Origin of the sequence: Pseudorhodoferax sp. LjRoot39, from assembly GCF_964253035.1 — a bacterium.
Lineage (GTDB): Bacteria > Pseudomonadota > Gammaproteobacteria > Burkholderiales > Burkholderiaceae_C > Pseudorhodoferax.
In genome coordinates this window covers 3,926,305-3,947,852 of record NZ_CAXUQL020000001.1, presented here as the reverse complement: position 1 = coordinate 3,947,852, position 21,548 = coordinate 3,926,305, and the positions used below count along the sequence as shown (strand labels likewise).

Sequence of the window (21,548 nt, the reverse complement as noted above, 5' to 3'; positions counted from 1 at the left end):
CTCCTTGTGAAAAAACGAAACGGGGTTCAGGCGATCTGTTGCGCCAGCTCGGCGCGCCAGGCCTCGGGGCGGCCCAGCCAGGCGCCGGCGTCCAGCAGGGTGCGCTGCGCGCCGCGGACCAGGGCCAGCGTCGGAAAACCGTGGCCGCCCACGCGCGCCAGCCACTGGCGGCTGTCGGCCACGTGGGCCTGCGTGGGCGCGCCGGCCAGCGCGGTGCTCTGCGTGGCGAAGGCCTGCGAATCCAGGCCGATGTCGGTGGCCAGGGCCTGCAGAACCGCGGCGTCCGCGATGCAGCGGCCTTCGACATAGTGGGCGCGCTGCTGGCGCGCCAGCATCTCCAGACCGCGTCCAGCCAGGGCCTCGGCGGCCAGGATGGCCGTGGTCGGCGGGGCCGAGTCCAGCATGGCGCCGGTGTCGCGCAGCAGGCCGTCGAAGTAGGCATCGCCGAAGGGCTGGCCCGACAGCTCGGCGATGCGCTGGTCGTGCGGCAGCACATGCTCGCGCCATTGCGGTGTGACGGGCCGGCGGTTGCTGCCGGCCAGCATGCCGCCGCCGTGCAGCGCGATCGCCAGGCCCGGCAGCGTGCGCGCGGCCTGCAGCAGCGGCGCGGCCGCATAGCACCAGCCGCACAGCGGGTCGAAGATGTAGTGCAGCGTGGGGGCGCTGCCGGCATTCATTGCGGCCACCGCATCTCTCCCTTGACCACGCGCGCGCTCAGTTCGAGCGAGGACAGCTCGCCCAGCGCAGGGAAACGCCTGCGCATGGCCGCGATCAGGGCCGTGCTGTCCGCCGCCGCGGCGGCCTCCTGCTCGAAGGCCTCGAGGTAGGCGCGCGTGAAGGCCACGCTCTCCAGCCCCTGCGGCACCCGGCCGTCGGCACCGGGCAGGTAGTGCCCTGGCACCACGGTGGCCGGCTGCAGGGCCGTGATGGCATCCAGCGTCTGCAGCCATTGGCGGAGCGCGGCGGGCGTCTGCGTGTCGGCCATCCACACATGGATGTTGGCCGCGACCGGGATGCCGCCGACCACGGCGCGCAGGGAGGGAATCCAGACGAAGCTGCGCGCCGCTTCGGGGCCGCGGATCTCCAGCGTCTGCCCGTCCACCGTGAGGCGGCGCTCGCGCAGCACCTGCGGCAGCACCAGCTGCGCCGGGGCATTGCTCTTGAGGATAGGGCCCCAGTGCGCGCGCTTGCCTTCCATGCTGGCGGCGATGGCGGCCACGGTCTCCGGCGTGGCCACGATGCGGGCCTGCGGGAACGCGGCGCGCAACACATCCAGGCCGAAGTAGTAGTCGGGGTCGCTGTGGCTCACGTAGATGGTGGTCAGCTTGCGGCCGCTGGCACGGATGCGCCGGACCAGCGCCTGGGCGTCGTTGCGCTGGAACTGCGCATCGACGAGCACGGCTTCGTGCGGGCCGGTCACGAGCACCGAGCTGACAGGAAACACCGCCTCGGCGCCGGCGTTGTAGACCTCGAGCTTGAGCGGTTCGGTGGCCGGTGCCGCAATGGCAAAAGCCATGCCGAGGCCAGCGGCGAGCAGCGTGCGGCGGGAAGGGAGAACGGACATGGATCGGCGGTGCAGTGAAGAAGTGGCGCCATCTTAGGTTTCTCCATTCGATTGAAAAACCGCCTACCATGCAATGCTTTGTTGCACCATTCGATGAAATCATGGACCTCTCGTGGACCGATTGACCGCCGCCGAAGTCTTCGTGCAGATCGCCGAGCGCGGCAGCATGGCGGCCGCCGCCACGGCGCTGGACATGTCGCGCGCCATGGTCACGCGCTACCTCGCGCAGATGGAGCAATGGGCCGGCGCGCGGCTGCTGCACCGGACCACGCGCCGGCTCAGCCTCACCAGCGCGGGCGAGCAGGCGCTGGCCCACAGCCGCCAGCTGCTCGAGGTGGCGCGCGAGCTGCCGCGCGTGGCCGAGGACGAACGCCAGGCCGACCCGGTGCGCGGCCTGCTACGCCTGGCCTGCGCGCAGTCGCTCGCGCAGGAGGTGCTGGCGCCGGCGGCGGCGGTGTTCCTGCAGCGCCATCCGCTGGCGGCCATCGATTTCCGCGTGGACTCGCGCGCCGTGAACCTGGTCGAGGAGCGCATCGACCTGGCCATCCGCATCAGCAACCAGCTGGAGCCGGGCCTGGTCGCGCGCCGGCTGGCCGACTGCGCCTCGGTGGTCTGCGCCTCGGCCGAGTACCTGGCCCGCCACGGCACGCCGCAGCGGCCCGAGGACCTGGCCGCCCACCGTTGCCTGACCTACTCCTACTTCGGCCGCAGTGTCTGGGAGTTCGCCGACACCCAGGGCCGGCCCGTCGGCGTGCCCGTGGGCGGCCCGCTCAGCGCCAACGAGACGCAGGTGCTGCTGGCCGCCGCGGCGCAGGGCGTGGGCATCACGCTGCAGCCGGTCTATGCGGCAGCCCCACTGCTGGCGGCCGGGCGGCTGCAGGCCTTGTTGCCGCTCTGGGTGCCGCAGGCCCTGGGCGTGCATGCGCTGTACCAGCCGCAGCGCCGCGTGCCACCCGTGCTGCGTGCGCTGCTGGATTTCCTGGTGGATTGGTTCGCCGTGCCCGCGCACTGGCCCGCGGCACCGGCCGGCCCCGCACGCAGCCGCCGCCCACGCGTCTAAGCTTGCTCGAAAAGCTTCGTTGGCCGGGCGCACCGCGGCTTCCAGAATGGGGCGCTCCCTCTTCTGGACGACAACGCCGCATGCGCACATTGATCATCCCGGGCTGGCGCAACTCCGGCCCCGGCCATTGGCAAAGCCTGTGGGAGTCGCAGCTGCCCGACGTCACGCGCGTGCAGCAGGACGACTGGGTCGCGCCGCGGCGCGCGGCCTGGCTGGACACCACCGTGCAGGCCATCCTGGCCCGGCCCGATCCGGTGCTGCTGGTGGCCCACAGCCTGGGCTGCATCGTGGTGTCCCACTTGCCGCCCGAGGCCCAGGCCCGCGTGCACGGCGCGCTGCTGGTGGCGCCGGCCGACCCCGAGCGCCGCGCCGTGCTGGTGGACTTCGCGCCCGTGCCGCATGCGCGGCTGCCGTTCCGCAGCACGCTGGTGGCCAGCACCAACGACCCCTACTGTCCCGTGCGCCTGGCCGGCGCCTATGCGCGCGCCTGGGGCAGCCAGCTCGTGCGGCTGCCCGAAGCGGGGCACATCAATGTGGAATCGGGGCACGGCGCGTGGCCACAGGGGCTGGAGCTGCTGCGGGCGCTGGAAACGGCCCCGCCCCGCCCCATCGCGCGCCCGGCGCCACGCGGTGCAGAACTCGCGCTGGCCGCGCGCTGATCAGCGCGCCTGCTTGGCCAACTGTTCGACGGCCTTCAAGGTGTTGGCAACATGCGCCTCGGGGTCCGAGCCATGGTGCGTGAAGACGATCTTGCCGTCCTTGCCGATCACGTAGGAGATGCGGTCGGCCATGTCGGCGCGCCAGGACGAGCGCGCGTCGTAGTCCTCGATGGTCTTGGCACTGGCGCCGGCCACGGCGAACTTGTCGCGGCAGGCCTCGACCGAGAAGCGCTTGAGCGTGTCGATGTTGTCGCCGGAGACGCCGACCACGGTGGCGCCCAGCGCGGCGAAGCGCTCGCTGGCCTCGGCGAACAGGTGGGCCTCCACCGTGCAGCCCTGCGTGAAGGCCTTGGGAAAGAAGTACAGCACGACCGGGCCCTTGGCCAGCGCATCGCCGAGCTGGAAGCGGAAGGTCTTGCCGCCCAGCGCGGCCTCGGCCGCGAAGGTCGGGGCCGCGTCGCCGGGCTTGAGCGCGGCCTGCGCGGCGGACAGGGACAGGGCGCAGGCGGCGATCACCGCGGCACGGCGCAGGGACAGTCTCAGGGTCACGGGCTTCTCCGGTGGACGAAGCGGCGAGTGTGCCAGCCCTGCGATGCCCCTGTGCTCAGACGTCGAACTTCACACCCTGCGCCAGCGGCAGTGCACGCGAGTAATTGACGGTGTTGGTGGCGCGCCGCATGTAGGCGCGCCACGCGTCCGAGCCCGATTCGCGGCCACCGCCGGTCTCCTTCTCGCCGCCGAAGGCGCCACCGATCTCCGCGCCCGATGTGCCGATGTTGACGTTGGCGATGCCGCAGTCCGAGCCGCTCGCGGAGAGGAAGCGCTCGGCCTCGCGCAGGTCGTTGCTGAAGATGGCAGACGACAGGCCCTGCGGCACGTCGTTCTGCAGCGCGATGGCGTCGTCGAAATCCTCGTAGGCCAGCACATAGAGGATGGGGGCGAAGGTCTCGTGGCGCACGGTGGCGGTCTGCGCCGGCATCTCTACGATGGCCGGGCGCACGTAGAAGGCCTGCGGCAGCTGCTCCTGCAGCACGCGCTCGCCGCCCGTCACGGCACCGCCCTCGGCGCGCGCCGCGGCCAGCGCGGCCTGCATGGCCTCGAAGGCCTGGCGGTCGATCAGCGGGCCGACCAGCGTGCCGGCCTCGAGCGGGCTGCCGATGGGCAGCTTGGCGAACGCGGTCTTGAGCCGCGCCACCAGCGCGTCCTTCACGCTGGCGTGCACGATGAGCCGGCGCGTGCTGGTGCAGCGCTGCCCGGCCGTGCCCACGGCCGCGAAGGCGATGCCGCGCACCGCGAGGTCCAGGTCGGCGCTGGGCGTGACGATGACGGCGTTGTTGCCGCCCAGCTCCAGCAGCGTGCGGCCGAAACGCTGCGCCACGCGCGGGCCGACGGCGCGCCCCATGCGCGTGCTGCCCGTGGCCGAGACCAGCGCCACGCGCGCGTCGTCGACCAGGGCCTCGCCCGTCTCGCGCAGTCCCACGACGACCTGGTTCAGCTGCGCGGGCGCCTGGCCGAAGCGCAGCGCAGCGCGCTCGAAGATGGCCTGGCAGGCCAGCGCGGTCAGCGGCGTCTTCTCCGAGGGCTTCCAGACCACGGCATTGCCGCAGACCAGCGCGAGTGCCGCGTTCCAGGCCCACACCGCCACCGGGAAGTTGAAGGCCGTGATGACGCCCACCACGCCCAGCGGATGCCAGGTCTCCATCATGCGGTGGCCGGGCCGCTCGGACGCGATGGTCAGGCCGTACAGCTGGCGCGACAGGCCGACCGCGAAGTCGCAGATGTCGACCATCTCCTGCACCTCGCCCAGGCCCTCGGTCCCGATCTTGCCGGCCTCGATGGAGACCAGCTCGCCGAGCAGCGGCTTGGCCGCGCGCAGTTCCTCGCCGAGCAGGCGCACGAGCTCGCCACGCTGGGGCGCCGGCACGTCGCGCCAGGCCAGGCTGGCGCTGCGCGCCATGCCGACGGCGCTGGCCACCTCGGACGGACCCGCGATGGCCAGTTCGGCCAGCAGGCTGCCGTCCACGGGCGAGCGGACCGCGAGCGGGCCGGCAGCGAGCTGCGTGCGGTCCACGCCCAAGGCGGAGAGGAGAGAAAGGCTGCGTTCCTTCAGGTCGGGCATGTGCGGCAACAGGGCGGTGGAGGTCCCCACCTTGTACCCGACCTCGGCCCGGCCTTCCAGGCTCAGCGCTGCTGGCCCCAGCGGCGGACGGTCAGCCGCTCCAGCGTGGCGAAGCCCAGCGTCTCGACCGCCAGGCCGATCAGCACCACGGTCACGAGGCCCGCGAACACCTTGTCGGTGTAGAGCTCGTTGCGGTTCTGGAAGATGTACCAGCCGAGGCCACCCTGCCCCGAGCTCGCGCCGAACACCAGTTCGGCCGCGATCAGCGTGCGCCAGGCGAAGGCCCAGCCGATCTTCAGGCCCGACAGGATGGCCGGCAGCGCGGCCGGCACCAGGATCTGCAGCGCATAGCGCAGGCCCTTGAGCCCGTAGTTGCGCCCGGCCATGCGCAGCGTCTCGGGCACGCCCTGGAAGCCCGCGAAGGTGTTGAGCGCCAGCGGCCACAGCACCGAGTGGATCAGCACGAACACCAGGCTGCCGCGGCCCAGGCCGAACCACAGCAGCGCCAGCGGCAGCAGCGCGATGGCCGGCAGCGGGTTGAACATCGAGGTCAGCGTCGAGAGCAGGTCGCGGCCCAGCTGCGTGGACACGGCCAGCAGCGTCAGCGCGAAGGCCAGCAGCACGCCGGCCACGTAGCCCTGCAGCAGCACCGACAGCGAGATCCCCACGCGCGCCAGCAGTTCGCCGCTGGCGAAGCCCTCGACCAGCGCACGCATCGTCGCAGTGAACGTGGGCAGCAGCAGGTCGTTGTCCTGCCAGCGCGCGAGCAGTTCCCAGAGCAGGGCCAGCACCGCGAGGATCAGGCCCTTGCGCAGCCAGGCCTGCTGCCACAGGCGCGTGGAAAGGGGCAGCGCGCGTTCGACGCTGCCCTCGGTGTAGGGGACGAGCGGCCACTCGGTCTCGGGCCGCACCGGGGGATTCAGCGCGCTCATTGCGCAGTCTCCTCGAACAACAAATGGTGGATGCGCTGCGCCGTCGCCTGGAACTCCGCGCCGCCGGTGCTCTGCAGGTCGAAGGCGTGGCTGTTGATCTCGGCGCGCATGCGGCCCGGGTGCGGCGACAGCAGCGCGATGCGGCTGCCGACCACCAAGGCCTCTTCGATGGAGTGGGTCACGAACAGCAGCGTGAAGCGCACCTCGTCCCACAGCGCGAGCAGTTCCTCCTGCATCTTGCGGCGCGTCAGCGCGTCGAGTGCGGCGAAGGGCTCGTCCATGAGCAGCACGCGCGGCTGCATGGCCAGCGCACGGGCGATGGCCACGCGCTGCTTCATGCCGCCCGAGAGCTGGTGCGGGTGCACGTCGGCGAACTTGGACAGCCCCACCTTGTCCAGGTAGTGCAGCGCGCGCTCAGCGGCCTCCTTGCGCGGCAGCGTGCGCGAGGCCAGCAGCGGGAACATCACGTTCTCGCGCACGGTCTTCCACGGCGGCAGCTGGTCGAACTCCTGGAACACGACGATGCGGTCCGGGCCCGGCGCCGTGACGCGCTTGCCGTCGAGCCGGATCTCGCCTTCCACGGGCGGGATGAAGCCGGCAATCGCCTTGAGCAACGTGGACTTGCCGCAGCCCGAAGGCCCCAGCAGCACGTAGCGCTCGGCCGCGTGCACGTCGAAACCGACGCGGTGCGTGGCGCGCACCACGCGTTCGAGCGTGCGGTACTCCAGGCTCACGCCGTCGACCTGCAGCAGCGGCTGGGCTTCGGCGGCCCGCAGCGGTTGCGCAACGGCGCCCGGCCCGCGCAGCGGCACGGCGGAGAGGGCGTTGCGAAGCACCAGCTCGGCCATGCTCAGTTCGCCTGCGCGCTGTGCGCGTCGTCGAAGAAGTAGTCGCGTGCCGAGGCCGGCTTGTTCTTGATGGCGCCCACGCGGTGCATGAACTCGGCCAGCGCGTAGGTGTTCTGCGGCGCGGTGGTGAACTGCACCTCGGGGTTCTTGATGATCTTGAGCAGCAGTTCGCGGTCGGTCTTGCCGCCCGAGACCTTGAGGTAGATGTCGGCCGCCTTCTCGGGGTTGGCGGCGATGAACTGTGCGGCCTCGCCCAGCGCGTCGGTGAAGGCCTTGTAGGTCTTGGGGTTCTCGGCGCGGAACTTCTCGGTGGCGTACAGCACGGTGGCCGACGACGGGCCGCCCAGCACGTCGTAGGACTTCAGCACGATGCGCGCGTTCGGGTTGCCGGCCAGTTCCTGTTCCTGGAACGGCGGGTTGCCGAAGTGGCCCGTGATCTCGGTGCCGCCCTTGATGATGGCGGCGGCCGCGTCGGGGTGCGGCACGGCCACGCTGATCTTGTCGAGCCGGGCGAAGTCCTTGTCGCCCCACAGCTTGGCGGACGCCAGCTGCAGCACGCGCGACTGCACCGACACGCCCACCGCCGGCACGGCGATGCGGTCCTTGTCGGTGAAGTCGGCAATCGTCTTCACGGCCGGGTTGTTGCTGACCAGGTAGTACGGGAAGTTGCCCAGCGAGGCCACGCCCTTGACGTTCTGGCGGCCTCGGGTCCGGTCCCAGATGGTCAGCAGCGGGCCCACGCCGGCACCGGCCACCTCGATGTTGCCCGACAGCAGCGCGTCGTTGACGGCCGAGCCGCCCGAGAGCTTGACGAACTCGACGTTGATGTCCACGCCCGCGGCCTTGCCGTGCTTCTCGATGAGCTTTTGCTCCTGCGCCACGTTGAGCAGCAGGTAGACGATGCCGAACTGCTCGGCGATGCGGATGCGGCCTTCGGCGTGGGCGGCGAGGCTGCCTGCGAGCAGCGCGGCGCCAGTGGCGAGCGTGGCGAGGCGGCGGGTGATGCGTTTCATGGTCTCGGGAATCTCCAGGGTGAGCGAAGACTGCCCACGCCGCAGCGTGGGCTGAACAATGGGAACGGGAAGATCAGAAGGGCTGGTCGCCCTCGATCGTCGTGCGGTAGAGCTTGCGGCGTTCGCTGTCGGGCGTGCCGGCCGCCAGGTGCAGCACCGAGCGGTTGTCCCAGAACACGATGTCGTGCGGCAGCCATTGGTGGCGCAGCTGGAACGCGGGCTTGGTGCTCGCGGCGAACAGCAGGTCGAGCAGCGCGCGGCTCTCGTTCTCCGGCAGGCCGACGACCTTGGTCGTGAAGTGCTCGCTGACGAACAGCGCCTTGCGGCCGGTCTCGGGGTGGGTGCGCACGACCGGGTGCACGACGGGCTTGACCTCGTCGAGCTGGGCCTGCGTGAGCGCCGGGCGCCAGGGGCTGCGCGCGCGCAGTTCTTCGTACTTGGCCAGGTAGCTGTGCTCGGCCTTGAGGTTGGCGATGCGGGCCTTGACGGCCTCGGGCAGCGCATCGTAGGCGGCATGCTGGTCGGCGAACAGCGTGTCGCCGCCCTCGTTCGGCAGCTCCTGCGCGTGCAGCAGCGAGCCCAGGCTGGGCTTTTCCTTGTACGACAGGTCCGAATGCCAGTAGTGGCCGGCGTCGCCCAGGCCGATGGGCTGGCCACCCTCCTTGATGTTGGAGACGATCAGCACCTCGGGCTGGCCTTCCAGCTGGAACTTCTTCTGCACATGGATCTGCAGCGGGCCGAAGCGGCGCGTGAAGGCCACGTGCTGGGCGGGCGTGATGCGCTGGTCGCGCAGCACGAGCACGTGGTGGTCCAGGTGGGCGCGGTGCAGGCGCGCGAAGTCGGCGTCGTTGAGGGGCTGGGACAGGTCCAGGCCCACGACCTCGGCGCCGAAGGGCGCGTCGAGGCGGCGGACTTCAAAGGCCTGGGCGGGCGCTTCGGACTGGGCGGGAGAATCGAGCAAGGCGGGCATGTGGGGGGCGATGCGGGGAACTGCACCGGGCAGCGATGCCCCGCACTGTAGGCCGCGCATGCGCGGCGACCAACGATTGTTTACTTGCTTGCTTATGCGAAAAACTTCTGTGCAGGCCCCCTTGATCTCACAAGCGTGTTTTGCGCATGCGCACATGCGCAGAACGCGCAAGGCCCTCCCGCGTCAGCGCAGCGCCTGCGCCAGGTAAGGCGCCGTGGCGCTGCCGCGCTGCCTGGCCACCTTGCCTGGCGGGCCGGCCACGACGATGCGCCCGCCCTCGGGGCCCGCACCCGGCCCCATGTCGACCAGCCAGTCGGCCGCGGCCGCCACGCGCATGTCGTGCTCCACCGCGATGACGGTGTTGCCCGCGGCCACGAGCCTGTCGAGCTGCGCCAGCAGCCGGTCCACGTCGGCGGGATGCAGGCCCGTGGTGGGCTCGTCCAGCACGTACAGCGTGCGGCCGCTCTGCGGCCGGTGCAGCTCGGTGGCGAGCTTGATGCGCTGGGCCTCGCCGCCGCTCAGTTCTGTCGCGGGCTGGCCCAGCCGCAGGTAGCCCAGGCCGATGTCGCGCAGCACCTCCAGCGGGCGCAGCACGGCGGGCTCTTCGGCGAAGCGCGCGCAGGCGGCTTCCACACTGAGGTCCAGCACGTCGGCGATGCTGAGCCCTTGCCAGGTGACCTTCAGCGTCGCGGCGTTGTAGCGCTTGCCCTGACAGTCGGGGCATGGCGCGTAGACACTGGGCAGGAACAGCAGTTCCACGCTGACGAAGCCCTCGCCCGCGCAGGTCGTGCAGCGGCCCTTGGCCACGTTGAACGAAAAGCGGCCGGCATCGCAGCGGCGCCGCCGTGCTTCGGGCGTGGCCGCGAACAGCTTGCGCACCGCATCGAACAAACCCGTGTAGGTGGCCAGGTTGGACCGCGGCGTGCGGCCGATGGGCTTCTGGTCGACCTGCACCACGCGCGCAATGTGCTCCAGGCCCTCGGCAATGCGGCCCTGCACGGGCGGCATGGGGGCTTGCGCGGCGTCGTCGCCCTCGGGCGCGGTCACCTCCTCTTGCGCCTCGTCGGGCACATGCAGCTGGCGGCGCACGAGCTCCAGCGCGGCCTGGCTGACCAGGCTGGACTTGCCCGAACCCGAGACGCCCGTGACCACGCTCAGGCAGCCGATGGGGAAGTCGGCGTCCACACCATCGAGGTTGTGGTGCCGCACCTGCTGCAGCCGCAGCCAGGCGCGCGGCTGGCGCACCGCGCGCCGCGCCGGCCTGGCGCCCGCATCCGGGAACAGGTAGGGCCGCGTCTGCGAGCGTGCAACGGCCGCCAACCCCGCGGGCGGGCCGCTGTAGAGCACCTCGCCGCCGTGGCTACCGGCGGCCGGCCCCACGTCCACGAGCCAGTCCGCCGCGCGCATGGTGGCCACGTCGTGCTCGACCACGAACAGCGTGTTGCCGGCCGCCTTGAGCCGCTCCAGCGCCTGGTGCAGCGCCACGCCATCGGCCGGGTGCAGGCCGGCGGAGGGTTCGTCCAGCACGTAGACCACGCCGAACAGCTTGGAGCCGATCTGCGTCGCCAGGCGCAGGCGCTGCAGTTCGCCGACCGACAGGGTGGGCGTGGCCCGGTCCAGCGAGAGATAGCCCAGGCCCAGGCTCTGCAGCGTCTGCAGCCGCGCGAGGATCTCGCCGGCCAGGCGCTGGGCGGCCAGGTTCTTCTCCTGCGAATCCTCGGGTGTGCGCAGCACGTCGTCCGCGCCGGCATGGCGCGGGTTCGCGGGTGCAGGCCGGTGCGCGCCGCGGTGGGCGGACGCAGCGGCCGCGTGCCCCTGGGCAGCGGGCGCCAGGCGCTGCGCCAGGTCGGCCAGCGGCATGGCGCCCAGCGCGGCGATGTCGTGGCCCGCGAAGGTCACGGCCAGGGCCTCGGGCTTGAGCCTGCGGCCCGCGCACAGGCTGCAGGGCGCGCTCACCATGTAGGCCGCGACGCGCTTGCGCATGGCCGCGCTCGGGCTGTTCGCGAAGGTCTGCAGCACGTAACGCCGCACACCCGTGAAAGTGCCCATGTAGCTCGGCGCCATCTTGGCCTTTACCGCCGCGCGCACCTCGTCGCGGTCGAATCCGGCATAGACGGGCACGGTGGGTTGTTCGTCGGTGAACAGGATCCAGTCGCGCGTGCGCTGCGGCAGCGCGCGCCAGGGCTTGTCAACGTCGTGCCCCAGCGTGGTCAGGATGTCGCGCAGGTTCTGGCCCTGCCAGGCACTGGGCCAGGCCGCGACGGCGCGCTGGCGGATGCTGAGGCTGTCGTCGGGCACGGCCGAACGCTCGGTCACGTCGTAGACGCGGCCCAGGCCATGGCATTGCGGGCAGGCGCCCTGCGGCGTGTTCGGCGAGAAGTCCTCCGCGAACAGCATGGCCTGGCCCGCCGGATAGTGGCCCGCGCGCGAGAACAGCAGCCGCAGCAGGTTGGAGACGGTGCTGACGCTGCCGACCGAAGAACGCGCCATGGGCGTGCCGCGCTGCTGCTGCAGCGCGACCGCGGGCGGCATGCCCTCGACCGCATCGACCTGCGGGATGCCGGCCTGGTCTACGAGCCGGCGCGCATAGGGGGCGATGGAGTCGAGGTAGCGCCGCTGCGCCTCGGCGAACAAGGTGCCGAAGGCCAGCGAGGACTTGCCCGAACCCGAGATGCCCGTGAACACCACGAAGGCGTTGCGCGGGATGTCGACGTCGACGTTCTTGAGGTTGTGCTCGCGTGCGCCGCGCACCTGGACGAAGCCGTCGCGCTGCAGGGCCGTGGGCGGATGGGCAGCGCGTGGCGGCGCTCGACGGGGGGCTCGTGCCAATGGAGACATCCTGGTGGCGAAGGGAAGACACCAGTGTGCGCGCATGCGAGCGCCGGTCCAGCACGCACGACGCCGTTGCGTTGTCGGCCGAGTGCCCGCGGCCGACCGTTGCCCACAACGTGCCGGTCGAATGCAAGCACGTTTTGCGCATGTGCTGATGCGCCGGCCGCGCAAGCGCATGGGCGGCGTGCGCCTATGCTCGCCGCATGCCCCTGCCCTCACTGACACCCTTTGATGTCCGCGCCGCGCTGCTGGCGCGCGACGAGATCGCCCTGCTCGACCTGCGCGAGGAAGACCCGTTCGCCCAGTCGCATCCGCTGTGGGCCGCCAACCTGCCGCTGTCGCGCATCGAGCTGGAGGTCTGGCGCCGCATTCCGCGGCGCGATACGCCGATCGTGCTGTACGGCGTGCACGATGGCGAAGACCTGGTGCCGCGCGGCGCGGCCGTGCTGGCCGCGCTGGGCTACACGCAGGTGCACGCGCTGGCCGGTGGTCTGGACGCGTGGATCGCCGCGGGCGGCGAGGTGTTCCGCGACGTCAACGTGCCGAGCAAGGCCTTCGGCGAGCTCGTGGAGCACGAGCGCCGCACGCCTTCGCTGGCGGCCGAAGAGGTGCAGGCGCTGATCGCCACGGGCGCCGATGCCGTGGTGGTGGACGCGCGCCGCTTCGACGAATACCAGACCATGAGCATCCCGGGCGCGACCAGCGTGCCGGGCGCCGAACTCGTGCTGCGCGCCCGCGAGCTCGCGCCCGATCCGGCCACGACCATCGTCGTCAACTGCGCGGGCCGCACACGCAGCATCATCGGCACGCAGTCGCTGGTCAACGCGGGCGTGCCCAATCCCGTGGCGGCCCTGCGCAACGGCACCATCGGCTGGCTGCTGGCCGGCCAGCAGCTGGACCATGGCGCGGCACGGCGCGCGCCCGCGCAGGTGGCGCCCGAGCGGCTGGCCCAGGCGCGCCAGGCGGCGGCCGACACAGCCCGGCGTGCCGGCGTGGGCCGCGCCACGCCGCAGACGCTGGCGCGGTGGCGCGCCGAGCCCGGCCGCACGCTGCACGCCTTCGACGTGCGCACACCCGAGGAATACGCCACCGGCCACCTGCCCGGCTTCGCCAACGCCCCCGGCGGCCAGCTCGTACAGGAGACCGACCACAGCGTGCCGGTGCGCGGCGCGCGCATCGTGCTGGTGGATGACGACGGCGTGCGCGCGAACATGACGGGCTCGTGGCTGGCGCAGATGGGCTGGGAGGTCCATGTGCTCGACGGCGCCGGCGCCTTCGAAGCAACCGGCGCCGCCCTGCCTGCGCTGCCGCCGGCGCCGGACGTGGAGCGCGTCACGCCCGCGCAGCTGTCGGCCGCGCTGTCGGACAGCGTGGTGATCGACCTGGGCCCGGGCCAGGCCCATGTGCGCGGCCACATCCCGGGCGCCTGGTTCGCCATCCGTGCGCAGCTGCGCCAGGCGCTGGAGCAACTGCCAGCGGCGCAGCAGTACGTGCTGACCAGTGCGGACGGCGCGCTGGCCCCTTACGCCGCCCCCGAACTGCAGGCCCTGCTGGCCACGCGCGGCCAGCCCGCGGCCCGTGTGCTGGTGCTCGCTGGCGGCACGGCGGCCTGGGCAGCGGCCGGCCTGCCCCTGGAGGCCGGTGAGCCGCGCCTGGCCACGCCGCGCACCGACCGCTACCGCCGCCCCTACGAAGGCACGGACGCGCCACGCGCGGCCATGCAGGGCTATCTGGACTGGGAGTTCGGCCTCGTCGCGCAGCTGGCGCGCGACGGCACGCACGGCTTCCGGGTGCTTTAGAACCCCACGGCCTGGCCGTCGCGCCGCGAGTCGCTGGCCGCCAGGTAGCCACCCTCGACGCGGTGGATCAGCTGGGCCGAGCCGAACTCCAGGCTGTCGCCTGGGGCCACCTGCACGTCGTGGCCGCGCGCGCGCAGTTCCTGCGCCACGGCGCCCGGCAGATGGGCCTCGACGTTGACGACCGGGCCGTTCTCCACACGGAAGCGCGGCGCATCGCTCATGGCCTGCGGGTTCTGGCGGAATGCTGCCAGGCGCATCAGCATCTGCAGATGTCCCTGCGCCTGCATGGAGCCGCCCATCACGCCGAAGGCCATCAGCGGCTGGCCGCCCTGCGTGACAAAGCCCGGGATGATGGTGTGCATGGGCTGCTTTCCCGGTGCCACGCAGTTGGGGTGGCCGGCCTGCAGGCTGAAGCTCTCGCCACGGTTGTGCAGCGCGATGCCGGTGCCCGGCACCACCACGCCCGAGCCGAAGCCGCGGTAGTTGGACTGGATGAAGGACACCATGGAGCCCTGGGCATCGGCCGCCGCCAGGTAGACGGTGCCGCCCGGCTTCGGCACGCCGGCCATCGGCACCGAGGAACGGTCCATGCGGATCAGCGCCGCGCGCGCGGCGAGGTACTGCGGGTCCAGCAGCGCCGCGGGCGGCACCCGCATGTGGGCCGGGTCGGCCACATGCGCGTGCAGGTCGGCGAAGGCCAGCTTCATGGCCTCGATGGCCAGGTGGTAGAAGTCCGGGCTGTCCAGGCCCATGGCCTCCACGTCGAAGCGCTCGACGATGCCCAGCGCGATCAGGGCCGCAATGCCCTGTCCGTTGGGTGGCAGCTCGTGCAGCAGGTGGCCGCGGAAGGCCTGGGCGATGGGTTCGACCCAGGCGACCTGGTGCTGCGCAAGATCCTGCGCGGCCAGGGCGCCGCCGGTCTTGCGCGCATGGTCGACGATGCGCTCGGCCAGGCCGCCCTCGTAGAAGCTGCGCCCGCCCGTGGCGGCGATCTCGCCCAGCGTGCGCGCCTGGTCGGGGCAGCGCCAGCGTTCGCCCGCGCGCGGCGCGCGGCCTTCGACCAGGAAGGTCTCCTTGAAGCCGGGCTGCTCCGCCAGCACCGGCACCAGCGCCGCCCATTGCCGTGCGATCTGCGGCGAGACCAGGAAGCCATCTGCCGCGTAGGCAATGGCGGGCACGAACAGCTGCGCGAACGGCAGCTTGCCGAAGCGCTCGGACAGCGCGCGCCAGCCCGCCACCTGGCCCGGCACAGTGACGGTGTCCCAGCCGACCTTGGGCATGGCGCTGCGGCCCGCGAAATGGTCCAGCGTCCAGCGCGCGGGGGCGCGGCCACTGGCGTTGAGGCCATAGAGCTTTCCTTCGTGCCAGACCTGGGCGAACAGGTCGCCGCCGATGCCGTTCATGACCGGCTCCACCACCGTCAGCGTGATGGCCGTGGCGATGGCGGCGTCGATGGCATTGCCGCCTTCGCGCAACATCTGCAGGCCGGCCTGCGCGGCCAGCGGCTGGCTGGTGCTGACGGCGTTGGCCGCGAGCAGCGGCATCTTCTGCGAACGGTAGGGAAAGGACCAGTCGAAATCGGGCATGGGCATGGCTTGGGTTGGAAGGAAGGCAGTGTTGCTGCTACTGCATGGTGAGGCCGGACTGCTGCACCAGCTTCTCGGTGCGCGGCACCTCGGTGCGCACGAAGGCCTCGAAGTCGGCGACCGAGCCGCCGCGCGGCTCCGCGCCGGTGGCGGCCAGGCTGTCGCGGAACGCGGCATCCTGCAGCAGCTTGTTGATCTCGGTGTTCAGGCGGGCCACGATGGGCTGCGGCGTGCCGGGGCTGGCAACGATGCCGTACCAGGGCGCGATGTCGTAGCCCGGGTAGCCCTGCTCGGCGATGGTGGGAATCTCCGGCGCCATCGCGGAGCGCGTGGCGCTGGACACGCCCAGCGCGTTGAGCTTGCCGGCCTTGACCTGCGGCAGCGCGGTCATGATGGTGTCGAAGTACATGGACACCTGGCCCGACAGCAGCGCCGGGATGGCCTCGCCCGCGCCCTTGTAGGGCACGTGCACGATGTCGATGCCGGCCTGCTGGCGCAGCATCTCGCCGGCCATGTGCGAGGTGGTGCCGGCGCCGAACGAGGCATAGGTCAGCTTGCCCGGATGGGCCTTGGCGTAGGCCACCATCTCGGGCACGGTCTTGAACGGCAGCGCGGGGTGGGACAGCAGCACGTTGGGCGTGATGGCCACCACCGCCACCTTCGCGAACGCATCGGGGTCGTAGCTGAGCTTCTTGTAGAGGAAGCGGTTGGTCACCATCGAGGCCGGGCCGCTCATGAGCAGCGTGTAGCCGTCGCCGGGCGCGCGCGCCGCCGCGTCGCTGCCGATCATGGCGGCGGCGCCGGGCTTGTTCTCGACGACGAAGGCCTGGCCCAGGGCCTTGGCCAGGCCGGTGCCGAGTTGCCGGCTGATCAGGTCCGTGGCGGCGCCGGCCGAGAACGGCACCACGATGCGGACCGGCTTGGCGGGCCAGGCCGGCGCGGGCGTTTGCGCGCTGGCGCTGCCCACTGCCAGGACCATGGCCGCCAGGATGGACGTGCGCAACGACTCAAGAATCATGGAAGGAATCCTGTCTGACGAATGAAGGGTCGAAGGGTCTGGTCTGGCGGCCGCGAGCCCGAGGCCGCCGCGAGTATCCCGCAATTTCTGGATATTTGGATATTTGGATCCAATTTGCGGAATGCGTCTGTAAAGCAAGTGCCAGGCCAGGGTCTGCCGGCGTGCCCATCGCCCGGATGTCGCGGGTGGCGCAGGACTGAACGCACAGGCAACAGCAGCGCCATGCACCGGCGCCGTGCATCTCGCACCGCGGCAAGGCACCGTCCGGCGCCAGCGCACAGGCCGGACCCCCTCATAGAATCGCGCCGCCTTTCGTGCAAATCCCCCGCCTCATTGATGCTGATGCAACGCTCCTCCTCGTTCGAATCCACCCACTCGACCGCCCAGGAGGAGGCCTACCAGCACATCCGCCATGCCATCCGCATGGGGCTGCAGCGGCCCGGTGCGCGCCTGGTGCCCGAGGAGATCGCCAGCGCACTGGGCATGAGCCGCATGCCCGTGCGCGAGGCCTTGAACCGGCTGGCGGCCGAGGGCCTGATCGTGATGCGGCCCAACCGCGGGGCCGTGGTGCGCGACCTCACCGAGAAGGAAGTGCGCGAGGTGTTCGAGATGCGCGCCGTGCTCGAAGGCCTGGCCGCAGCCATGGCGGCGCGGCGCGTGAGCGCGGACGACATCCACGACCTGGAGCAACTGCTGGCCAGGATGCAGCGCAGCGCGGCCCACACCTCGGACTGGATCACGGTGCACCGGCAATTCCACGAACGCCTGTGCGCCGTCAGCGACGCACCGCGGCTGATGCACCAGATCTCGGCGCTGCATTCGGTGATCGAGCCACTCATGCGCGTCTGGATGGAGAACCGGCCTTCGGTCGACTACGTGCAGGACGTGCACCGCGAGATCCTCGTGGCGCTCAAGGCCGGCGATGCCGAGGGCGTCGAAGCCCTGGTGCGCGCCCACATCCTGCGCACCATCGCCGGCATCACCGCACCGCGCCCCGCCGACACCGCCACACCCACTGCATGAGATGAGCCAACTCTTCCAGCCCCTGCAGATCGGCCCGCTGCGGCTGGCCAACCGCATCGTGGTCGCCCCCATGTGCCAGTACTCGGCCAGCGAGGGCACGCCGGGCGACTGGCACCTGATCCACCTGGGCCGGCTCGCGCTGTCGGGCGCCGGCCTGCTGGTCCTGGAGGCCACGGCGGTCGAAGCCGAAGGCCGCATCAGCCTGGGCGACCTGGGCCTGTACTCGGACGCCAACGAAGCCGGCCTGGCCCGCGTGCTGGCCGCGCTGCGCGCGCATTCGCCCATGCCGGTGGCGATCCAGCTCGGCCATGCCGGGCGCAAGGCCTCCAGCCGCGCGCCCTGGGATGGCGGCACCCAGGTGCGCACGACCGAGCCCGGCGGCTGGCAAGGCGTCTCGGCCTCGGCCCTGCCGCACGCGCCCGGCGAAGAGGCCCCGCTGGCGCTCGACGCCGCCGGCCTGCGCCGCGTGCGCGAGGCCTTCGCCGCCGCGGCCCGCCGCGCCGCCCGGCTGGGCCTGGACGGCATCGAGATCCACGCCGCGCACGGCTACCTGCTGCACCAGTTCCTGTCGCCGCTGTCCAACCAGCGCGACGACGCCTACGGCGCCAGCCTGGACAACCGCATGCGCTTCGTGCTGGAGGTGTTCGACACCGTGCGTGAGGCCTTCACGCCCGGCAAGCCGGTCTGGGTGCGCGTCTCGGCCACCGACTGGGTGCCGGGCGGCTGGGATCTGGACAGCACCGTGGCGCTGGCGCAGGCACTGCAGGCGCGCGGCTGCGCGGCCATCCACGTCTCTTCGGGCGGGGTCTCGCCGCGGCAGGCCATCGCGCTGGGGCCGCTCTACCAGGTGCCGTTCGCCGAACGCCTGAAGGCCGAGACCGGCCTGCCGACCATCGCCGTGGGCCTCGTCACCGAGCCCGAGCAGGCCGAGGCCATCGTCGCCGAAGGCCGGGCCGACGCCGTGGCCCTGGCCCGCGGCCTGCTCTACGACCCGCACTGGCCCTGGCATGCCGCGGCCAGGCTCGGCGCCCAGGTGGTCGCGCCGCGCCAGTACTGGCGCTCGCAGCCGCGCGAATTCAAGGATCTGTTCGCAGGCGCGGCGTTCGGGGCGCGCTGAGCGGCGGCGCCGCCGGGCTGGCAGCTTGCGCGCGCAGCGCCTCGGTGGTCTCGTGCGCGCCGGTGGGCGACCAGCCCGGCGGCATGGCCAGGTGCCCCAGCAGCGCGCGCAGGCTGCGTGCGCGGGCAAGGTCGCGCGCCAACGCGATCCACTGCGCCAGCTCCACACGGAACGGGTTGCGGCTCGTCATCGGGTGCACCAGGCCGTAGCGGCACGGCAGCGCGTCGCGCTCGGCCACGTAGGTGCCGAACAGCCGGTCGAAGACGATCAGCACACCGCCGTAGTTGGCGTCCAGGTACTCCAGGTTGGCCGCATGGTGCACGCGGTGGGCCGAAGGCGTGTTGAGCCAGTATTCCAGCCAGCCCAGCCTGGGGATCCAGGTGGCGTGCAGCCAGAACTGGTAGAGCAGGTTCAGCGTCAGCGCGGCCAGCACCAGCCGCAGCTCGAAGCCCAGCCAGACCAGGGGCAGCAGGAACACCACGTTGCCGGTCAGCTTGCCGAACATGCCGATGCGCAGCGAGGCGCCCAGGTTCAGCTGGTTGGGGGTGTGGTGCACGGCATGGTTGCACCAGAACCAGCGCACGCGGTGGCCGGCGCGGTGCAGCCAGTAGTAGAAGAACTCCAGCAGCACGAAGAGCAGCAGCGCCGCCGAGACCGAATCCACCGGGATCGTCGCCAGCCGGTGCTGCTCGACCCAGCGCACCAGCGGCGCGGCGATGGTGAACGGCACGAAGACCGTGAGCGCGATGCGCCCGGCATAGTCGAACAGCGAGACGCCGTAGGCCCGCCAGTCGTAGCCCCCACGCAGCGACAGCACGACGGCCTCCAGCAGCGACAGCGCCAGCACGGCGGGCGCGGCACCGAACAGCAGGATCTTCTCGATGGTGTTCATGGCGTGGGCATCTGGGGGCGGCCGATTGTGCGCGCGTGCGCGCGCCAGGGCGAGGCACGCAAACCCGCGGCCCGTCTGTGGCAGCATCGCCACGTGAACGACAGCCTGCCCCCATCCCCGCCCGCGCAACCGCGCAATCCCCTGCACGGCCTCACGCTGGAGCGCATCCTGACCGAGCTCGTGGCCCATTTCGGCTGGCCCGAGCTGGGCCAGCGCGTCCCCGTGCGCTGCTTCACGCACGACCCCAGCATCGCCTCCAGCCTCAGGTTCCTGCGCAAGACGCCGTGGGCGCGCGAGAAGGTCGAAGGCCTGTACCTGTTCATGCTGCGCGAGCAGCGCCGCGCCGGCCGGGCCTGAGAACCCCATGAGCGAATTCAGCGACAACCTGCACGAGGTCTTCGAGCGCTTCGGCCGCATCGCGGTGCGCCGCATGTTCGGTGGCCATGGCGTGTTCCACGAGGGGCGCATGTTCGCGCTGGTGGCGAGCGGACGGCTGTACCTCAAGACGGACGCGCAGAACCGGGCCGCGTTCGAGGCCCGCGGCCTGCCGCCCTTCGAATACGCGCGCCAGGGCGCGACCGCGCGCATGAACTACCACGAGGCGCCGGCCGAGGTCTTCGACGACCGCGAGGAGGCCGCGCGTTGGGCCCGCCTGGCCTGGGACGCCGCCTTGCGTGCGGCCAAGCCCGCGCGCCCGGCCGCCGCGAAGCAAGGCAGCGCGCGCCGCTGAAGCCCATGGCCGCCGACCTGCGCGCGCAATACGAAGCCGAGGTCGCCGCGCTGCGCACCGCGGCCGAGCAACGCCTCGCCACGGGCAGCGGGGAGGAGCAGGTGGCGCGCTGGACCGTGGCGCAGCGCAATGCGCTCAAGCAGCGCTTTCGCGCCGGCACGCCGGCCGACGAACTGGCCCGGCTCGAGGCCTGGACCCGCTCGCGCTACGGCAACGCGCTGGGCCCCTCGGCCGAGCAGCTGCACGCCCAGGGCAAGTCCTGGCGCCAGATCATCGACGGCGCCGCCCGGCCCGGCCGCTACCGCGGCAAGCCCTGACAAATGACCATGGCATGCTGCAGGCATGCGCTGGCCCACCCTGCCCTTCCTCACCCCCCACCGTCCGGCCCTGAACCTGGCCCTGCAGGGCGGCGGCGCCCACGGCGCCTTCACCTGGGGCGTGCTGGACGCCCTGCTGGAGGCCGACCGCTTCGCCATCGCCGGCATCAGCGGCACCAGCGCCGGCGCCATCAACGGCGTGCTGCTGGCCCATGGGCTGGTGCAGGGCGGACCCAAGGCCGCACGCGCGGCGCTGGCCGGCTTCTGGAGCGCCATCGGCACGCGCGTGCCCTTCGAATGGCTGACCGTGGGCGAGGACGATGCGCTGGCCTTCAACCCGCTGGCGCGGCTCATGCTGCAGTGGTCGCAGCTGTTCGCGCCGCACGAGCTCAACCCGCTGGGCCGCGATCCGCTGCGCGAACTGCTGGCCGAGCAGCTGGACTTCGCCGCGCTGCGCCGGGCGGACGCACCGCGGCTGGCGATCGCCGCCACGCATGCCAACAGCGGCCGGCTCAAGGTCTTCGACAACGCGGCGCTCACCCTGGACGCGCTGCTGGCCTCGGCCTGCCTGCCCACGCTGCACCACACAGTGGACATCGCCGGCGAGCCCTACTGGGACGGCGGCTACAGCGCCAACCCGGCCCTGCTGCCGCTGCTCGCGGATGCGCGCTGCGCCGCCGACACACTGCTCGTGCTGCTGGCGCCGCGCCAGCATGCGCGCACGCCGCGCCAGCGCGCCGAGATCGCCGAGCGGGCGATGGACATCGCGTTCCAGGCGCCCTTCCTGCGCGAACTGGAGCTGCTGGCCACGCTGCAGGCCGATGCCGGCCAGCGCTGGTGGCCCGACGGCGGCGTGGCCGCGCGCATCGCCCGCGCGCGCTGGCACCTGGTGGACGGCGGGCCGGTACTGGCCGCGCTGCGCGGCGAGACGCGGCTGATCGCGCACCTGCCCTTCCTCGAGCGCCTGCGCGACGCGGGCCGCGCGGCGGCGCAGGCCTGGCTGGCCGGGCCCGCGCGCCAGGTGGGCCAGCGCGGCAGCACGGGGCTGCGCGCGGTGGCCCAGGGCTGA

21 protein-coding genes are annotated in these 21,548 nt (G+C 71.9%); 9 read left to right on the top strand and 12 right to left on the bottom strand.

Annotated elements, in window-relative coordinates:
- Positions 1-26: 26 nt before the first annotated feature.
- Together ACSQ4M_RS18370 and ACSQ4M_RS18365 are read right to left on the bottom strand one after the other, a co-directional pair.
- A complete protein-coding gene (locus tag ACSQ4M_RS18370) occupies positions 27-677 on the bottom strand; it encodes a DsbA family protein (protein WP_436194040.1) in 651 nt (216 codons plus the stop codon).
- On the bottom strand, positions 674-1,564 hold the full coding sequence (locus ACSQ4M_RS18365; protein WP_436190863.1) for an MBL fold metallo-hydrolase: 891 nt from the start codon (positions 1,562-1,564) through the stop codon (positions 674-676). Before ACSQ4M_RS18365 ends, ACSQ4M_RS18370 begins: the two co-directional genes overlap by 4 nt.
- 112 nt (positions 1,565-1,676) lie before the next feature.
- Between ACSQ4M_RS18365 and ACSQ4M_RS18360 the strand changes: the two genes are divergently transcribed.
- Together ACSQ4M_RS18360 and ACSQ4M_RS18355 are read left to right on the top strand one after the other, a co-directional pair.
- Complete coding sequence (locus tag ACSQ4M_RS18360; protein ID WP_436190862.1) at positions 1,677-2,624, top strand: LysR family transcriptional regulator; 948 nt, start codon at positions 1,677-1,679, stop codon at positions 2,622-2,624.
- 80 nt (positions 2,625-2,704) lie between these two features.
- Positions 2,705-3,283 (top strand): RBBP9/YdeN family alpha/beta hydrolase, encoded by a 579-nt coding sequence (locus ACSQ4M_RS18355; RefSeq protein ID WP_436190861.1) that lies wholly within the window; start codon positions 2,705-2,707, stop codon positions 3,281-3,283.
- Here ACSQ4M_RS18355 and ACSQ4M_RS18350 read toward each other — a convergent pair whose 3' ends face one another.
- The 7 genes from ACSQ4M_RS18350 to ACSQ4M_RS18320 form a co-directional block, all read right to left on the bottom strand.
- Positions 3,284-3,826 carry a peroxiredoxin gene (locus ACSQ4M_RS18350; protein ID WP_436194039.1) on the bottom strand — a complete coding sequence of 181 codons (543 nt, stop codon included), beginning with the start codon at positions 3,824-3,826 and terminating at the stop codon, positions 3,284-3,286.
- Positions 3,827-3,887: 61 nt separating this feature from the next.
- Entirely contained in the window at positions 3,888-5,402 is a 1,515-nt protein-coding gene (gene amaB, locus ACSQ4M_RS18345; protein ID WP_436190860.1) for an L-piperidine-6-carboxylate dehydrogenase, read from the bottom strand.
- Positions 5,403-5,464: 62 nt separating this feature from the next.
- Positions 5,465-6,334 (bottom strand): ABC transporter permease, encoded by an 870-nt coding sequence (locus tag ACSQ4M_RS18340; RefSeq protein WP_436190859.1) that lies wholly within the window; start codon positions 6,332-6,334, stop codon positions 5,465-5,467.
- Complete coding sequence (locus ACSQ4M_RS18335; protein ID WP_436190858.1) at positions 6,331-7,182, bottom strand: ABC transporter ATP-binding protein; 852 nt, start codon at positions 7,180-7,182, stop codon at positions 6,331-6,333. Before ACSQ4M_RS18335 ends, ACSQ4M_RS18340 begins: the two co-directional genes overlap by 4 nt.
- Before the next feature lie 2 nt (positions 7,183-7,184).
- Entirely contained in the window at positions 7,185-8,195 is a 1,011-nt protein-coding gene (locus ACSQ4M_RS18330; RefSeq protein ID WP_436190857.1) for an ABC transporter substrate-binding protein, read from the bottom strand.
- A gap of 73 nt (positions 8,196-8,268) precedes the next feature.
- A complete protein-coding gene (locus ACSQ4M_RS18325; RefSeq protein WP_436190856.1) occupies positions 8,269-9,165 on the bottom strand; it encodes a TauD/TfdA dioxygenase family protein in 897 nt (298 codons plus the stop codon).
- A 183-nt stretch (positions 9,166-9,348) separates the two neighbouring features.
- Positions 9,349-12,003: an excinuclease ABC subunit A gene (locus tag ACSQ4M_RS18320; RefSeq protein WP_436190855.1), complete on the bottom strand. Its 2,655-nt coding sequence runs from the start codon at positions 12,001-12,003 to the stop codon at positions 9,349-9,351.
- A gap of 197 nt (positions 12,004-12,200) precedes the next feature.
- On the opposite strand from ACSQ4M_RS18320, the gene ACSQ4M_RS18315 reads away from it, so the two are divergent.
- The gene (locus tag ACSQ4M_RS18315) at positions 12,201-13,796 is read left to right on the top strand and encodes a rhodanese-like domain-containing protein (RefSeq protein WP_436190854.1); all 1,596 of its coding nucleotides are present in this window, start codon (positions 12,201-12,203) and stop codon (positions 13,794-13,796) included.
- Here ACSQ4M_RS18315 and ACSQ4M_RS18310 read toward each other — a convergent pair.
- The gene (locus ACSQ4M_RS18310) at positions 13,793-15,388 is read right to left on the bottom strand and encodes a gamma-glutamyltransferase family protein (RefSeq protein WP_436190853.1); all 1,596 of its coding nucleotides are present in this window, start codon (positions 15,386-15,388) and stop codon (positions 13,793-13,795) included. The two genes, ACSQ4M_RS18315 and ACSQ4M_RS18310, sit on opposite strands and share 4 nt — an antisense overlap.
- Positions 15,389-15,419: 31 nt before the next feature.
- On the bottom strand, positions 15,420-16,400 hold the full coding sequence (locus ACSQ4M_RS18305) for a Bug family tripartite tricarboxylate transporter substrate binding protein (RefSeq protein ID WP_436190852.1): 981 nt from the start codon (positions 16,398-16,400) through the stop codon (positions 15,420-15,422).
- A 342-nt stretch (positions 16,401-16,742) separates the two neighbouring features.
- On the opposite strand from ACSQ4M_RS18305, the gene ACSQ4M_RS18300 reads away from it, so the two are divergent.
- Together ACSQ4M_RS18300 and ACSQ4M_RS18295 are read left to right on the top strand one after the other, a co-directional pair.
- Entirely contained in the window at positions 16,743-17,423 is a 681-nt protein-coding gene (locus ACSQ4M_RS18300) for a GntR family transcriptional regulator (RefSeq protein ID WP_436190851.1), read from the top strand.
- Position 17,424: 1 nt separating this feature from the next.
- Positions 17,425-18,540, top strand: coding sequence for an NADH:flavin oxidoreductase/NADH oxidase (locus ACSQ4M_RS18295; RefSeq protein WP_436190850.1), 1,116 nt, complete (start codon positions 17,425-17,427; stop codon positions 18,538-18,540).
- On the opposite strand, the gene ACSQ4M_RS18290 is transcribed toward ACSQ4M_RS18295, so the two are convergent.
- Positions 18,500-19,432, bottom strand: a complete 933-nt coding sequence (locus ACSQ4M_RS18290) for a sterol desaturase family protein (RefSeq protein ID WP_436190849.1) — start codon at positions 19,430-19,432, stop codon at positions 18,500-18,502. The two genes, ACSQ4M_RS18295 and ACSQ4M_RS18290, sit on opposite strands and share 41 nt — an antisense overlap.
- Positions 19,433-19,525: 93 nt before the next feature.
- On the opposite strand from ACSQ4M_RS18290, the gene ACSQ4M_RS18285 reads away from it, so the two are divergent.
- Genes ACSQ4M_RS18285 through ACSQ4M_RS18270 form a run of 4 tightly spaced genes read left to right on the top strand, consistent with a single transcriptional unit; the run spans position 19,526 to position 21,548 of the window.
- On the top strand, positions 19,526-19,789 hold the full coding sequence (locus ACSQ4M_RS18285; RefSeq protein WP_436190848.1) for a VF530 family DNA-binding protein: 264 nt from the start codon (positions 19,526-19,528) through the stop codon (positions 19,787-19,789).
- Positions 19,790-19,796: 7 nt separating this feature from the next.
- The gene (locus ACSQ4M_RS18280) at positions 19,797-20,162 is read left to right on the top strand and encodes a TfoX/Sxy family protein (protein WP_436190847.1); all 366 of its coding nucleotides are present in this window, start codon (positions 19,797-19,799) and stop codon (positions 20,160-20,162) included.
- A 5-nt stretch (positions 20,163-20,167) separates the two neighbouring features.
- The gene (locus tag ACSQ4M_RS18275; protein WP_436190846.1) at positions 20,168-20,479 is read left to right on the top strand and encodes a hemagglutinin; all 312 of its coding nucleotides are present in this window, start codon (positions 20,168-20,170) and stop codon (positions 20,477-20,479) included.
- Between the two features lie 25 nt (positions 20,480-20,504).
- Positions 20,505-21,548 carry a patatin-like phospholipase family protein gene (locus tag ACSQ4M_RS18270; protein WP_436190845.1) on the top strand — a complete coding sequence of 348 codons (1,044 nt, stop codon included), beginning with the start codon at positions 20,505-20,507 and terminating at the stop codon, positions 21,546-21,548.

Excerpts from the sequence above, each read along its gene's own strand:
- ACSQ4M_RS18370 (WP_436194040.1), bottom strand. The coding sequence starts at position 677 with ATGAATGCCGGCAGCGCCCCCACGCTGCACTACATCTTCGACCCGCTG.
- ACSQ4M_RS18365 (WP_436190863.1), bottom strand. The coding sequence starts at position 1,564 with ATGTCCGTTCTCCCTTCCCGCCGCACGCTGCTCGCCGCTGGCCTCGGC.
- ACSQ4M_RS18355 (WP_436190861.1), top strand. The coding sequence starts at position 2,705 with ATGCGCACATTGATCATCCCGGGCTGGCGCAACTCCGGCCCCGGCCAT.
- amaB (WP_436190860.1), bottom strand. The coding sequence starts at position 5,402 with ATGCCCGACCTGAAGGAACGCAGCCTTTCTCTCCTCTCCGCCTTGGGC.
- ACSQ4M_RS18340 (WP_436190859.1), bottom strand. The coding sequence starts at position 6,334 with ATGAGCGCGCTGAATCCCCCGGTGCGGCCCGAGACCGAGTGGCCGCTC.
- ACSQ4M_RS18335 (WP_436190858.1), bottom strand. The coding sequence starts at position 7,182 with ATGGCCGAGCTGGTGCTTCGCAACGCCCTCTCCGCCGTGCCGCTGCGC.
- ACSQ4M_RS18330 (WP_436190857.1), bottom strand. The coding sequence starts at position 8,195 with ATGAAACGCATCACCCGCCGCCTCGCCACGCTCGCCACTGGCGCCGCG.
- ACSQ4M_RS18325 (WP_436190856.1), bottom strand. The coding sequence starts at position 9,165 with ATGCCCGCCTTGCTCGATTCTCCCGCCCAGTCCGAAGCGCCCGCCCAG.
- ACSQ4M_RS18320 (WP_436190855.1), bottom strand. The coding sequence starts at position 12,003 with ATGTCTCCATTGGCACGAGCCCCCCGTCGAGCGCCGCCACGCGCTGCC.
- ACSQ4M_RS18315 (WP_436190854.1), top strand. The coding sequence starts at position 12,201 with ATGCCCCTGCCCTCACTGACACCCTTTGATGTCCGCGCCGCGCTGCTG.
- ACSQ4M_RS18310 (WP_436190853.1), bottom strand. The coding sequence starts at position 15,388 with ATGCCCATGCCCGATTTCGACTGGTCCTTTCCCTACCGTTCGCAGAAG.
- ACSQ4M_RS18305 (WP_436190852.1), bottom strand. The coding sequence starts at position 16,400 with ATGATTCTTGAGTCGTTGCGCACGTCCATCCTGGCGGCCATGGTCCTG.
- ACSQ4M_RS18300 (WP_436190851.1), top strand. The coding sequence starts at position 16,743 with ATGCAACGCTCCTCCTCGTTCGAATCCACCCACTCGACCGCCCAGGAG.
- ACSQ4M_RS18295 (WP_436190850.1), top strand. The coding sequence starts at position 17,425 with ATGAGCCAACTCTTCCAGCCCCTGCAGATCGGCCCGCTGCGGCTGGCC.
- ACSQ4M_RS18290 (WP_436190849.1), bottom strand. The coding sequence starts at position 19,432 with ATGAACACCATCGAGAAGATCCTGCTGTTCGGTGCCGCGCCCGCCGTG.
- ACSQ4M_RS18280 (WP_436190847.1), top strand. The coding sequence starts at position 19,797 with ATGAGCGAATTCAGCGACAACCTGCACGAGGTCTTCGAGCGCTTCGGC.
- ACSQ4M_RS18275 (WP_436190846.1), top strand. The coding sequence starts at position 20,168 with ATGGCCGCCGACCTGCGCGCGCAATACGAAGCCGAGGTCGCCGCGCTG.
- ACSQ4M_RS18270 (WP_436190845.1), top strand. The coding sequence starts at position 20,505 with ATGCGCTGGCCCACCCTGCCCTTCCTCACCCCCCACCGTCCGGCCCTG.